Annotated in this window: 10 protein-coding genes; all 10 read left to right on the top strand. The window is 60.8% G+C overall.

The genetic code is table 11. The features are described 5' to 3' along the window. Window positions 1-11 precede the first annotated feature (11 nt). Window positions 12-1,781, top strand: a complete 1,770-nt coding sequence (locus tag ACYU70_RS17255; RefSeq protein WP_342297777.1) for a RagB/SusD family nutrient uptake outer membrane protein — start codon at window positions 12-14, stop codon at window positions 1,779-1,781. Window positions 1,782-1,810: 29 nt separating this feature from the next. After that, complete coding sequence (gene pelA, locus ACYU70_RS17250) at window positions 1,811-2,926, top strand: pectate lyase (protein WP_342297779.1); 1,116 nt, start codon at window positions 1,811-1,813, stop codon at window positions 2,924-2,926. Window positions 2,927-2,981: 55 nt separating this feature from the next. After that, on the top strand, window positions 2,982-4,517 hold the full coding sequence (locus ACYU70_RS17245) for a tagaturonate reductase (RefSeq protein WP_342297781.1): 1,536 nt from the start codon (window positions 2,982-2,984) through the stop codon (window positions 4,515-4,517). 139 nt (window positions 4,518-4,656) lie between these two features. Further along, on the top strand, window positions 4,657-6,309 hold the full coding sequence (locus ACYU70_RS17240; RefSeq protein ID WP_342297783.1) for a UxaA family hydrolase: 1,653 nt from the start codon (window positions 4,657-4,659) through the stop codon (window positions 6,307-6,309). 148 nt (window positions 6,310-6,457) lie between these two features. Beyond that, window positions 6,458-7,891: a glucuronate isomerase gene (gene uxaC, locus ACYU70_RS17235; protein WP_342297784.1), complete on the top strand. Its 1,434-nt coding sequence runs from the start codon at window positions 6,458-6,460 to the stop codon at window positions 7,889-7,891. 121 nt (window positions 7,892-8,012) lie between these two features. Continuing rightward, window positions 8,013-9,023 carry a sugar kinase gene (locus ACYU70_RS17230; RefSeq protein WP_342297785.1) on the top strand — a complete coding sequence of 337 codons (1,011 nt, stop codon included), beginning with the start codon at window positions 8,013-8,015 and terminating at the stop codon, window positions 9,021-9,023. 12 nt (window positions 9,024-9,035) lie between these two features. Beyond that, on the top strand, window positions 9,036-9,692 hold the full coding sequence (locus ACYU70_RS17225; RefSeq protein WP_342297787.1) for a beta/alpha barrel domain-containing protein: 657 nt from the start codon (window positions 9,036-9,038) through the stop codon (window positions 9,690-9,692). Between the two features lie 72 nt (window positions 9,693-9,764). Then, on the top strand, window positions 9,765-11,129 hold the full coding sequence (locus tag ACYU70_RS17220) for an MFS transporter (RefSeq protein ID WP_342297789.1): 1,365 nt from the start codon (window positions 9,765-9,767) through the stop codon (window positions 11,127-11,129). Between the two features lie 118 nt (window positions 11,130-11,247). After that, window positions 11,248-11,715, top strand: coding sequence for a nuclear transport factor 2 family protein (locus ACYU70_RS17215; protein ID WP_460616057.1), 468 nt, complete (start codon window positions 11,248-11,250; stop codon window positions 11,713-11,715). A 154-nt stretch (window positions 11,716-11,869) separates the two neighbouring features. Further along, entirely contained in the window at window positions 11,870-12,880 is a 1,011-nt protein-coding gene (gene fbp, locus ACYU70_RS17210; RefSeq protein ID WP_342300598.1) for a class 1 fructose-bisphosphatase, read from the top strand. Window positions 12,881-12,884: the final 4 nt, after the last annotated feature.

Below are 12,884 nucleotides of genomic sequence, written 5' to 3'. Positions count from 1 at the left end.
CACCCATTCGTATGAAAAATATAGCTAGCCGCCGCCTCCTACTGGGCCTGGCCATTGCCTCCCTAGGCAGCACGTTCTCGTGCAAAGACTACCTCAACGTGGAGCCGGTTTCGTCGGTCGATTCCCAATACGTGTTCACCAGCGTGAGTGGCACGTCCAGCGCCCTGACCGGAGCTTATGATTTGCTGTCGGGTGATTTTACCTACGGGCAGCGCCTCAGTGCCTACTTCCCTTACGATTCCGACGACATTCAGGTGTCGGGTGGTACCACTGTCGACCAGGGGCGGCGCGGCATTGCCCGCTATATTCTGGATGCCAACAACACCGAGCTGAATTTGCCCTGGAATGCCCTGTACCAGGGCGTGGAGCGCGCCAACGTGTGCATTCAGAACATTCCGCAGTCGCCGCTCTACACCGGTGGCACTGCTGCCGAGCAGGCGGCCATGAAAAGCATGTACGGCCAGGCCCTCACACTGCGGGCGCAGTATATGCTTGAGCTGATTCGCAACTGGGGCGATGTGCCCGCGCCCTTCCTGCCCGCCTCCGCCACCCCCGACCTGCGCCTGCCCAACGCCGACCGCGACGCGACCTACGAACACCTGCTGGCCGACCTGCTGCTGGCCGAAACCCTGGTGCCCTGGCGCTCGCAGGCCGGCACCACCGACGAGCACATCACCAAGGGAGCCGTGAAGGGCCTCCGTGCGCGCATTGCTCTGTACCGGGCCGGCTACGCGCTGCGCTCCGATGGCAACATGCGCCAGGGAAGCAACCCACAGCAGTTTTACGAAATAGCCCGCAACGAGTGCTCCGAAATCATCCAGAGCGGCGAGCACAGCCTCAACGGCAACTTTTATACCCTGTTTAAAAACGTGAATGAGCTGAAAGTTGATAACAGCGAAATCATGTTTGAAGCGGCCATGGCCGGCGGCTCGGCAATCTCCGACAGCAAGCTGGGCTACTATACCGGTCCGAAAATCGACCAGGCTTCCCGCTACGGGCAGGGCAACCCCGGCCTGAACGTGCTGCCGACTTACTTCTACGCCTTCGACTCGCTGGACACCCGCCGCGATGTCACCATCACGTACTACTCCATCGGCAGCACCAACCTACAAACGCCTACTACGCTGCTGGGGCTCACCGATGGCAAGCTCCGCCGCGACTGGCGCGTTCCCTTTGTGCCGGGCCAGATTCAGTACCTGGGCTTCAACTGGGCCCTGCTGCGCTACGCCGACGTGTTGCTGATGTTTGCCGAAGCCCAGAACGAGCTGGCCGGCCCGACCGCCGCCTACAACGGCCTGACCCCGGTGGCTGCCCTGGAGCAGGTGCGCCGCCGCGCCTACCGCACCAGCCCCACCAGCATCGGCACCACGCCGACGGATAAGGTGGGGTTCTTCACGGCCCTGGTAAACGAGCGATACCTGGAATTTGGCGGCGAAGGCATCCGCAAGTACGACCTCATTCGCTGGAACCTGCTGGGCAGCCGGATTGCGGCTACCCGCGCCAACCTGCTGCTGCTCAAGAGCGACACGCTGACCAAACCCAGCCTGGTGTACTGGAAGCAAGTTGGGGAAGGCATGCAGCTTACCTCGTTCCGGCGCCCCAAGCCGGCCACGGTACCCACGGGCTTCAAAACCACCGGCATACAGTGGCTGCGCAGCATTTCGGTGGCATCTACCACCTCATTTGCTTCCGGATTTCAGCCAGGCAAGTCGGAGCTGCTGCCTATCCCGCAGGTGGCCATCGACAATAACATCAACCTGCGCCAGAATCCTAAATACTAATCCTGGGCTTCGGCCTTCACATTCAACGCATGATGACGCTGCAAATACTGCTCCTGCTGGCAGGGCTGGGCAAGGTGGGACTTGGAACTACGCCGACCCAACAGGAAGCGGTAGCCACGGGCGGTCCGGAGCTTTTCCGGGCCGTCCAGGCAGCGCCAGCGCAAGCCGTGGTGCAGGACACCATCGCCGAAAAGATGCTGGTGTTTCAGCGTTCCGTGGGCGGCTGGCCCAAGGCCGTGGGTACCAAAAAGGTGGACTACTCGCACCCGCTGGGTGCTGATGAGCGGGCTGCCACGCTGCGTGATAAAAACCGCAACGATGCCACGATTGATAACAACGCCACGAGCCGCGAAATCAGCTACCTGGCCGAGGCGTATCAGAAAACCAACAACCCGGCCTACCGTGCCGGGGCCGAAGCCGGTATTCGCTTCCTGCTGAAAATGCAGTACGCCAACGGCGGCTTCCCGCAGTATTACCCCGATTTCAGCAACTACCGCCACCAGATTACCTACAACGACAACGCCATGGTGCGCGTGCTGGAAGTGCTGCGCAAAGTAGCCCGCCAGCAGGCCCCCTTCACCGGCCTCGATGCCAAACTGGTGCCCCAGGCCATCAAGGCTGAGGAGCGCGGCATCAGCTGCATGCTGAAAACCCAATATGTGCGCAAGGGCCAGCCCACGGCCTGGTGCGCCCAGTATGACGAGAAAACCCTGCAACCGGCCAAGGCCCGCGCCTTCGAGCTGGCCTCGCTGAGCGGGGATGAGTCGGTGGACATCGTCCGGTTTCTGATGGGCATTGAAAAGCCCTCGGCCGAAGTGTGCAAAGCCATCGACAGCGCCGTGGCGTGGTTCGAGAAAGTGAAAATGGATGGCTATGCGGTGAAGGAAGTTACGCTGCCATCTTCCAAGAAAGTGCTCGACCGCGTTATCGTGCCCACGCCGGGCGCGGTACTCTGGGCGCGTTTCTATGAGCTTGATACCGACCGCCCCATCTACGTGGGGCGCGACAGTCAGGTGCACTACCAGCTCACCGAAATTGAAAACGAGCGCCGCGCCGGCTACCTCTACGCCGGCGTTTGGCCCGAAAAATTATTGAAAAAAGAATATCCGGCCTGGCAGAAGCGGGTGAGTACGGGAGGGCGCTAGCCGCCCCGAATTCTAGCTTCGTTCAGCAACCAATCCTATTTCCAGCCCCATCGACATGGACACGCTCACCCAACAACTGGCCCTGGCCACTCCTCTTACTTCGGCCGCCGTGTCCTGGCCCACTCCGGCGCTGTTTGCGCTGCCCGAAAAGGTGCTGCAGTTCGGCACCGGCGTGCTGCTGCGCGGCCTGCCCGATTTCATGATTGACGAGGCCAACCGCCACGGCGTGTTCAACGGCCGCATTGTGGTGGTGAAAAGCACCGACGGCGGCGACGCCACGGCCTTCGAACGTCAGGACAACCTGTACACCGTGTGCGTGCGCGGCGTGGACGACGGCCACCCCGTGGAAGAAAACGTGGTGTGCGCCAGCATCAGCCGCGTGCTCTCGGCCAAAAGCCAGTGGGCTGACGTGCTGAAATTCGCCGCCAGCCCCGACCTGCAGGTGGTGATTTCGAACACCACCGAAGTCGGCATTCAACTGGTGAACGAGGACATTCACCTCACGCCGCCTACGTCTTTCCCTGGCAAGTTGCTGGCCGTGCTCTATGCTCGTTTTGAGGCTTTCAAAGGCGATGTGAACCGTGGTTTGGTTATTGTGCCTACGGAGTTGATTCCCGACAACGGCCGCAAGCTCGAGGCCATTGTGCTGGAGCTGGCGCACCGCAACGACCTCGGCAGCGCCTTCATCGACTGGCTCGAAGCGGCCAACGATTTCTGCAATACGCTGGTCGACCGCATTGTGCCCGGCCGCCCCGAGCCCGCCGCCTACGAAGCCCTGCAAGCCGACCTCGGCTACCAGGATGACCTGCTGACCATGGCCGAAGCCTACTCACTCTGGGCCATTGAGGGCGGCGAGCGGGTGCGCGAGGTGCTGTCGTTTCACACGGCCGCCACGGGCGTGGTTATCCGGCCCGACATCACGCTGTTTCGCGAGTTGAAGCTGCGTTTGCTGAACGGTACGCACACGCTCAGCTATGCCCTGGCCCATCTGGCCGGCTGCACCACGGTGCGCGAGTCGCTGGAAAACGAAGACCTGGCGCGATTCATCCACAACCTGATGCTAGCTGATTTGCTGCCCGGCATCCCGTTCGCAGTAGATGAGAAAGTAGGCCAGCGCTTCGGGATGCAGGTCCTCGACCGTTTCCGCAACCCTTACTTGGAGCACCGCTGGCTGGCCATCGCCATGCAGGGCACCGCCAAAATGCAGATGCGCAACGTGCCCACGCTGCTGCACTACTACCAGACGCACAATGCCGTGCCGCACTACATGGCGCTAGGCTTCGCGGCCTACCTGCTATTCATGCGCAACACTGCCACCGGAGCCAGCACTGGCCAGGGCGAAGCCAATGGTCAGCCCTACACCATTCAGGACGACCGCGCCGGCTACTTCGCCGAGCTGTGGACCAAGTTTTCGCCCGAGGAGCTGACCAATGCCGCCCTGCGCAACACCGCCCTCTGGGGCCACGACCTCACCCGCCTGCCCGGCTTCGCCGATAAAGTAAGCCATTACCTCGCGCAGTTGTTGGAAGAAGGCGCGCCCGCCACGCTGGCCGCATTTTTTACCAAAAAAGCCGCCGTTGTTAATTCCTGATTAAGCCTAAGAAAAACGTCATGCTGAGTGAGTGAGCCAAAGTGTCTCTGCCCTGAGATTACCTCCTTCGCTGCAACGAAGCGGCAGAGATGCTGCGGCCGCGCTTGGCCTGACGATTTCCCGATAATTACCCGCTGATATGAAACACCAAGTTGCCCGCATTCACCCCGCCGATAACGTGCTGGTCGCCCTTGTCGACCTGCCCATCGGCACCGAAGTGCCTTGGGAAAACGGCTTTATCACCACCGCTGAAGCCATTCCGGCCAAACACAAGCTCGCGCCCCTGGGCCTGAGCGCGGGCCAGCCCGTGACCATGTACGGCGTGCTCGTGGGCACTGCCCGCGAGGCCATCCGCCCCGGCGGTCGTCTCACCACTGCCAATATTCAGCACGCCACCAACAGCTACGACGAGCACGCCCACCAACGCGCCGCCTGGACCGCGCCCGACGTAACCGCCTGGCAGGACCGCACCTTCCAGGGCTATCACCGTGCCGATGGCCGCGTGGGCACCGCCAACTACTGGCTGGTTATCCCGCTGGTATTCTGCGAAAACCGCAACATCCAGGTGTTGCAGGATGCTTTGATAACTGACCTCGGCTACGCCCGCCGCAAAACCTACCAGCCCGAAACCCGCAAGCTGGTAGAACTAATGCAAGCCGGCAAAACAGTAGAGGAAATCCTCAGCGCCGACCTCGAAGCCAGCGCCGACTTGGCCCAGAATGCCCGCCCATTCCCGAACGTGGACGGCATCCGCTTTCTCTCGCACGAGGGCGGTTGCGGCGGCATCCGCCAGGATGCCCAGACGCTGTGCGGCCTGCTGGCCGGCTACATCACGCACCCCAACGTGGCCGGTGCCACCGTGCTCAGCCTCGGCTGCCAGAACGCACAGGCCAGCATGCTACAGGACGAAATCGCCAAGCGCGACCCCAATTTCAGCAAACCCCTCTACATCCTCGACCAGCAGAAACTGGGCACCGAGGAAACTCTCATCAGCACCGCGCTACGTCAAACTTTCGCCGGTTTGATGATTGCCAACCAGGCCCGCCGCGAGCCTGCGCCGCTGAAGGCCCTGAACATCGGGCTGGAATGCGGCGGCTCCGACGGCTTCTCCGGCATTTCGGCCAACCCGGCCCTGGGCCACGTTTCCGATATGCTGGTGGCGCTTGGCGGCTCGGTCATCCTGGCCGAATTCCCAGAGCTGTGCGGCGTGGAGCAGGAACTGGTGGACCGCAGCGTGAACCAGGAAACCGCCGAGCGTTTCAGCAGCCTGATGAAGGCCTATGGAGACTCAGCTGTGGCTGTCGGCTCGGGCTTTGACATGAACCCTTCGCCTGGTAACATCCGCGACGGTCTGATTACCGACGCCATGAAATCGGCCGGCGCGGCCCGCAAGGGCGGTTCCTCGCCCGTGGTAGCCGTGCTCGACTATCCCGAATTGGTGACCAAGCCGGGTTTGAACCTGCTTTGCACGCCTGGCAACGATGTGGAATCCACGACGGCCGAAGTAGGGTCGGGGGCCAACATCGTTCTCTTCACCACCGGTCTGGGTACACCTACCGGCAACCCCATCGCGCCGGTTATCAAGGTGTCCAGCAACACGGCTTTGGCGCGGCGGATGCCCGACATTATCGACGTGAACACGGGCACCGTGATTGACGGCGAGGAGACAATCGAGCAGGCCGGCGAGCGCATTCTTGATTACGTCATTCGGGTGGCCAGCGGGGAGGAAGTGGCCGCCGTGCGCCACGACCAGACCGATTTCATTCCGTGGAAACGCGGCGTGTCGTTGTAGTCCTCCAAAGAATTTACGCAACCGTTTTCGCTAATAAATACCGGAATCAGGACAGTCCATGAGGGCAACGCGCCCCGCCCCGGCCTACCTTCGACTCCTGAAATCATTCGAATTTATCAGAACCCTGGTTCTGCCTTCCTGATTGATTATGAAGCCTTTTCTCAACGACGATTTCCTGCTCCAGACGGCCACGGCCAGCACGCTCTACCACGAGTATGCGAAGCAGATGCCCATCATCGACTATCATAACCACCTGCTGCCTGACCAGATTGCCGAGGACAAGCAGTTCGAGAACATCACCCAAATCTGGCTCTACGGCGACCATTACAAGTGGCGCGCCATGCGGGCCAACGGCGTACCCGAACGCTACATCACCGGCGATGCTTCGGACTGGGAGAAGTTTGAGAAATGGGCCGAAACCGTGCCGTACACGCTGCGCAACCCGCTGTACCACTGGACGCACCTAGAATTGCAGCGCTACTTCGGTATCACCGAATTGCTGAACAAGGACAGTGCCCGCCGCATCTACGACGAGTGCAGCGCCAAGCTCCAGACGCCAGAATATTCGGTGCAAAACCTGCTCAAAAAGATGCAGGTCGAAACCCTCTGCACTACCGACGACCCGGCTGATTCGCTGGAGCACCACCAAGCCATTGCCGCCGCCGGCTTTGGCGTGAACGTGCTGCCCACCTTCCGCGCCGACAAGGCGATGGCCGTGGACGATGCCCGCAGCTACAACGCCTACCTCGACAAGCTGGCAACGGCGGCCGAAGTGGAAATCAACACCTTCGCCGACCTCGAAATGGCCCTGCGCCGCCGCCACGATTTCTTCGCCACCGTAGGCTGCCGCTTGTCGGACCACGGTTTGGAGCACATCTACGCCGCCGAATACACTGCTGAAGAAGCCGCCGCCATTTTCCTGAAAATTCGGGGTGGTAGCGAATTGACGCACGCCGAAAACCACCAGTTCAAGGCTGCCGTGCTGGTTTTGCTGGCTGAGATGGACTGGGAGAAGGGCTGGACGCAACAGTATCACATCGGCGCGCTGCGCAACAACAACTCGCGGATGCTCCGCGAGCTCGGCCCTGATACAGGCTGGGATTCCATCGGTGACTTTCCGCAGGGTCGCGCTCTGTCTACCTTCTTAGACCGGCTCGACGGCCAGGACAAGCTGGCGAAAACCATCATTTACAACCTCAACCCGGCCGACAACGACCTGATTGCGACGATGATTGGCAACTTCAACGACGGCTCGGTGGCCGGCAAAATGCAGTTCGGTTCCGGCTGGTGGTTCCTCGACCAGAAGGACGGCATGGAAAAGCAGCTGAACGCCCTGAGCAACATGGGCCTGTTGCCGCGCTTCGTGGGGATGCTCACGGATTCGCGCAGCTTCCTCTCGTACCCGCGCCACGAGTATTTCCGCCGCGTGCTCTGCAACCTGCTCGGCAATGATGTGGAAAACGGCGAGCTGCCGGCTGATATGGAATTGCTGGGCCGCACCGTGCAGAACATCTGCTACGGCAACGCCAAGGAGTATTTCGGCTTCGGCAAAGTGGTGGAAGCTGCTGCCGTAACCGCCTAAAATTAAGCAAGTAGAGGCGGGGCTTGTCCCCGCCCGAATCGTTGAACAGTCAGAGAACGATGCAACGACCGGGCGGGGGCAAGCCCCGCCCCTACAACCAATCATTACTTATCACCCCAGAATGAAGCAAGTTGTCACGTTCGGCGAAATCATGATGCGGCTCTCGCCGCCGCTGAATTACCGGTTCGCGCAAACCCAAAACCTCGAAATCACCTACGGCGGCGGCGACGCCAACGTGGGCGCTTCGCTGGCCGGACTGGGCGTGCCCGCTGCCCATGTCACCTGCTTCCCGGCCAATGATTTCGGCCACGCCGCTGCCCAGCAGTTCCGCGCCCTGGGCGTGAACATGGACGCCACCGTGTACGAAGGCGACCGCCTCGGCCTGTATTTCCTGGAAGTAGGAGCAGGGATGCGCCCCAGCAAAGTGGTGTACGACCGCGCCAACTCGGCCTTCGCCCACCTCGACCCGGCCAAATTCAATTGGGATGAAATCCTGAAAAACGCCGGCTGGCTGCACTGGACGGGCATCACGCCCGCCATTTCGGCTACCACGGCCGAGGCTACGCGCCAGGCCATTGCCGCCGCGCGCCGCCTGGGCATCACCGTATCGGCCGATGTGAACTACCGCCGCAACCTGTGGCAGTACGGCCAGACGGCCCAGAGCGTGATGGCGGAACTGGTGGCCGGCTGCGATATAGTTGTCTGCTCCGAGAACGACGCCGAGGACCTGTTCGACATCGTGCCCGAGCCCGGTACCGACAACAAATTCGTGTCGGTGGCCCGCCAGGTAATGGCGCGGTTTCCGCAAATAAAGCAGGTGGTTACTACCCGCCGCAAAACCCACAGCGCCTCGCACAATGGCCTGAAAGGCATTTTCTACGACGGCCAGCAGTTTCTCGAAACCGTCACCTACGACATTAACCCCATCGTCGACCGCATTGGCGGCGGCGATGCCTTCATGGCCGGCTTCATTTACGGTTCGCTGGCTTACAACAATCCGCAGCAGGCCCTCACCTTTGGCGTGGCGGCTTCGGCCCTCAAGCACACCATCCACGGCGACATCAACCTGGTGACCGTGGCCGAGGTGGAAGAAATCATGAAGGGCAACACCAGCGGCCGTTTGCTGCGCTAAATTCGACCAACCATGCCCCGCCATACTCCCGCCGAAACCCTTGCCACGCTGCTCCGCTACCCGGTGGTGCCAGTGTTCTACCACGCCGATGCGGCCTACACGCAGCGCATTTTGCAGGCCTGCTACACGGGCGGCATCCGCGTGTTCGAGTTTGTGAACCGGGGCGAGAAAGCCCTGTCGGTATTCACCGAGCTGCAGGATTTTGTAGCGCAGCAATGCCCGGAAATGATTCTGGGCATCGGCACGATTTACAAAGCCGCTGAGGCTGAGCAATTCATTGCCGCCGGAGCCGAGTTCGTGGTGCAGCCCCTGGCTACCGCCGAGGTCGCCGAGGTGTGCCGCGCCCACGACATTCCGTGGCTGCCCGGCGCGATGACGCCCACCGAGATTTACAACGCCAGCGAACTAGGCGCGGCCGTGGTGAAAATCTTTCCCGGCAATCTGGTCGGTCCTGATTACGTGAAGGCCCTGCGCGGACCCATGCCTCACACCAAACTCATGGTGACCGGCGGCGTGGAGCCCACCGAGGCCAGCCTTTCGGCCTGGTTTGGCGCGGGTGTGAATGCTGTGGGCATGGGCTCGCAGCTCTTCAAAAATGCTGATGATACCGACACCCTGGCTGCCAGCATTGGCCAGCTGATGCAGGTGGTCGAAACCCTGAAAAAGTAGTGCCCGATGGTGCGCAACGCGCGCCATTGGGTTGATTCCGAGTAATGCCCTGGTTTCAAATTCCCGAACTCGATGATGACATCTTCCACGCAGGCTCCGCCTGATTCTCCGCTGGCCACGGCCAATGCCGTCATTGGCAAATACCGTTGGACCATTTGTTCGCTGGTATTCTTCGCCACTACGATTAACTACCTCGACCGGGCAGTTATTTCCTACCTCAAGCCCGACCTGGAAAAGGCGTTTGGCTGGGGCGTGGCCGACTATGCCAACATCGAGCTGACCTTCAAAATAGCCTACGCGCTGGGCATGGCCGGCGTGGGGCGCGTTATCGACAAGCTGGGCACTAAGCTGGGCTACGCCTTGGCCACCACGCTGTGGAGCATCGCCGCAATGGCGCACGCCCTGACTACGGGCACGTTCAGCTTCAGCGTGGCCCGTGGCGCACTGGGCGTAATGGAAGCCGGCAACTTTCCTTCGGCCATCAAAACCATCGCCGAGTGGTTTCCGCAGCGTGAGCGGGCGTTGGCGACGGGCATCTTCAACTCGGGGGCCAATGTGGGTGCCATTGTAGCGCCGCTCACCGTGCCATTCATTGCCGCGCATTACGGCTGGCAGTGGGCGTTTGTGATTACCGGGGCGCTGGGCTTTATCTGGCTGGTGCTCTGGATGATGATATACGAAACGCCATCCAACAGCAAGCGTCTGAGCAAAGCGGAATTTGATTACATCAACGCCGATATTCCAGCCGGCCTGCCCACCGAGGGCGTGACGGAGGAAAAGCCGAAAGCCTCCTGGGCCACGTTGCTGGGCTACCGCCAAACCTGGGCTTTTGTGGCGGGCAAGTTCCTGACCGACCCCATCTGGTGGTTCTACCTGTTCTGGTTGCCCGATTTCCTGGGCAAGCAATACGGGCTGAAAGGCACGGAGTTGGCCCTGCCTACTGCCACGGTGTATATTCTGTCGAGCATCGGTAGCATTGGGGGCGGCTACCTGCCACTGGGCTTTATCAAGCGGGGGATGCCCGCGTTTCAGGCCCGCAAAACTTCTATGCTGATTATTGCTTTCTGCGTGCTTCCCATCGTGGCCGCGCAGTGGCTGGGCGGGCTGAATATGTGGCTGGCGGTGCTGGTTATCGGCATCGCGGCGGCGGCTCACCAAGCTTGGAGCGCCAATATTTTCACCACCGTGTCGGATATGTTTCCGAAGCGGGCGGTGGGCTCGGTCACGGGCATTGGCGGCATGGCGGGCGGTTTGGGCGGCATCGCCCTCACGGCGCTGGTGCAGAAGCGCATGTTCGTGTACTTCGAAAGCATTGGGCAAATTCAAAAAGCCTACTACATCATGTTCTTCATCTGCGGTGCGGCTTATTTGCTGGCCTGGGTGCTGATGTTCACGCTGGTGCCGCGCATGGAGCCCATCAAGCTCGACGACGAATAACTGCACGGAGTAGGGGCGGGGCCTGTCCCCGCCCGCCCGTTCGCATCGTTGTAATGATTCCGTTCAACGTGAGGGCTGGGGCAGGCCCCGCCCCTACACCATTTCTGATTCTAAGGATATGAAAACGCGGCCTTTACTGCTGGCGCTGTTGCTGGTATTGCCCTTACTTGTCTTCGCTCAGGCTATCAATTCCAAGAAAATGACTGCCGAAAAAGAAGTGGAAGCCCTGGAGCGCCAGCGCTTTGAGGCGCAGGTGAAAAAGGACTACGCTGTGCTCGAAAAAGTACTGGGCGATGACCTAGTATACACCCACGGCGACGGCCACGAAAACACCAAAATCGAGTACATCCAGAGCATTAAAGAAGGCAAAAGCCAGTACGGCAAAATCGAAATAGATGCCCTGAACGTGCGCATCTACAACGACGACAAAACCGCCGTCGTGAACGGCACCATCCGCATCACCTCGCCGCCCAAGCCCGATGGCAGCACCAGCGTAGCCCGCATCAAGTACGTGGTGGTGCAAATTAAAGACAAGAAAAAAGGCTGGCAGGTAGTGCTCTGGCAAGCCCAGAAACAAGCTTCATAGCAACAAGCCCTTCCTGGAACGTCATGCTTATCCAGCGTCCGAGCCGCTGCATCATCTCTGTCGCTTCGCTGCAATCGATTGAATTAACTGCGCGGCCGAGGTGCTTCGCCGAGTTCAGCACGACGTTCTACACATTGTAATATCACCCACCCATATGTCCCAGACCCTTACCGAAAATGCCCTTGCCACGCCCGTTGGCACCACGCTGGAGCGCTACATTATGCGCAAGCAGGCCGAGTTTCCGTACGCCACGGGAGAGCTTTCGCAGCTGCTGCGCGACATCGCCCTAGCCGGTAAAATCGTGAACCGCGAGGTGAACCGCGCTGGCCTTTCGCGCATCACTGGGGCCATGGGCGAGCAGAACGTGCAGGGCGAGGCCCAGCAAAAGCTCGATGTGGAGGCCAATATCCGCTTTATCCGCGCCCTCACCAACGGCGGCGAGGCCTGCGCGGTGCTCTCGGAAGAGAACGAAGAAATCATCCAGACCGGCAACGACAACGGCAAGTACGTGGTGGCCATCGACCCGCTCGACGGCTCGTCCAACATTGACGTGAACGTGAGCATCGGCACCATTTTCGGCATTTATCGCCGGGTGTCGCGCATTGGCGGGCCGGCCCGCAAGGAGGACTTTTTGCAGGGCGGGCGGGCGCAGATTGCGGCCGGGTACATCCTGTACGGCTCCAGCACCATGCTCGTGTACACCACCGGGCATGGCGTGACTGGCTTCACCTACGAAAACTCGCTGGGCGAATTCTTCCTCTCGCACCCCGATATCAAGATTCCGCAACACGGCCCGGTGTTCAGCTGCAATGAGGGCAACTGGTTCGACTACCCCGAGTTTGTGCGAACCTACCTCACCACCTGCAAGGAACGCCGCCTCACGGCCCGCTACGTAGGCTCATTGGTAGCAGATTACCACCGCAACCTCTTCACGGGCGGCATCTACCTCTACCCGCCCACGGCCGACAAGCCTGGCGGCAAGTTGCGCCTGCTCTACGAATGCTACCCGCTGGCCTTCCTCATCGAGCAAGCCGGCGGCATGGCCGTAACCGGGGCCGATGTCGTGCTCGACGTGCCGCCCACCGCCGACCTGCACCAGCGCGCCCCGCTCTTCGTAGGCTCCGCCGATTTGGTGAAGGAGCTGCAGGCCGTAGCCGCTTCCTGATAAT

It is taken from the genome of Hymenobacter segetis (assembly GCF_054776495.1).
The sequence above is the reverse complement of the archived record's forward strand: the minus strand, read 5'-3'. Positions and strand labels throughout refer to the sequence as shown.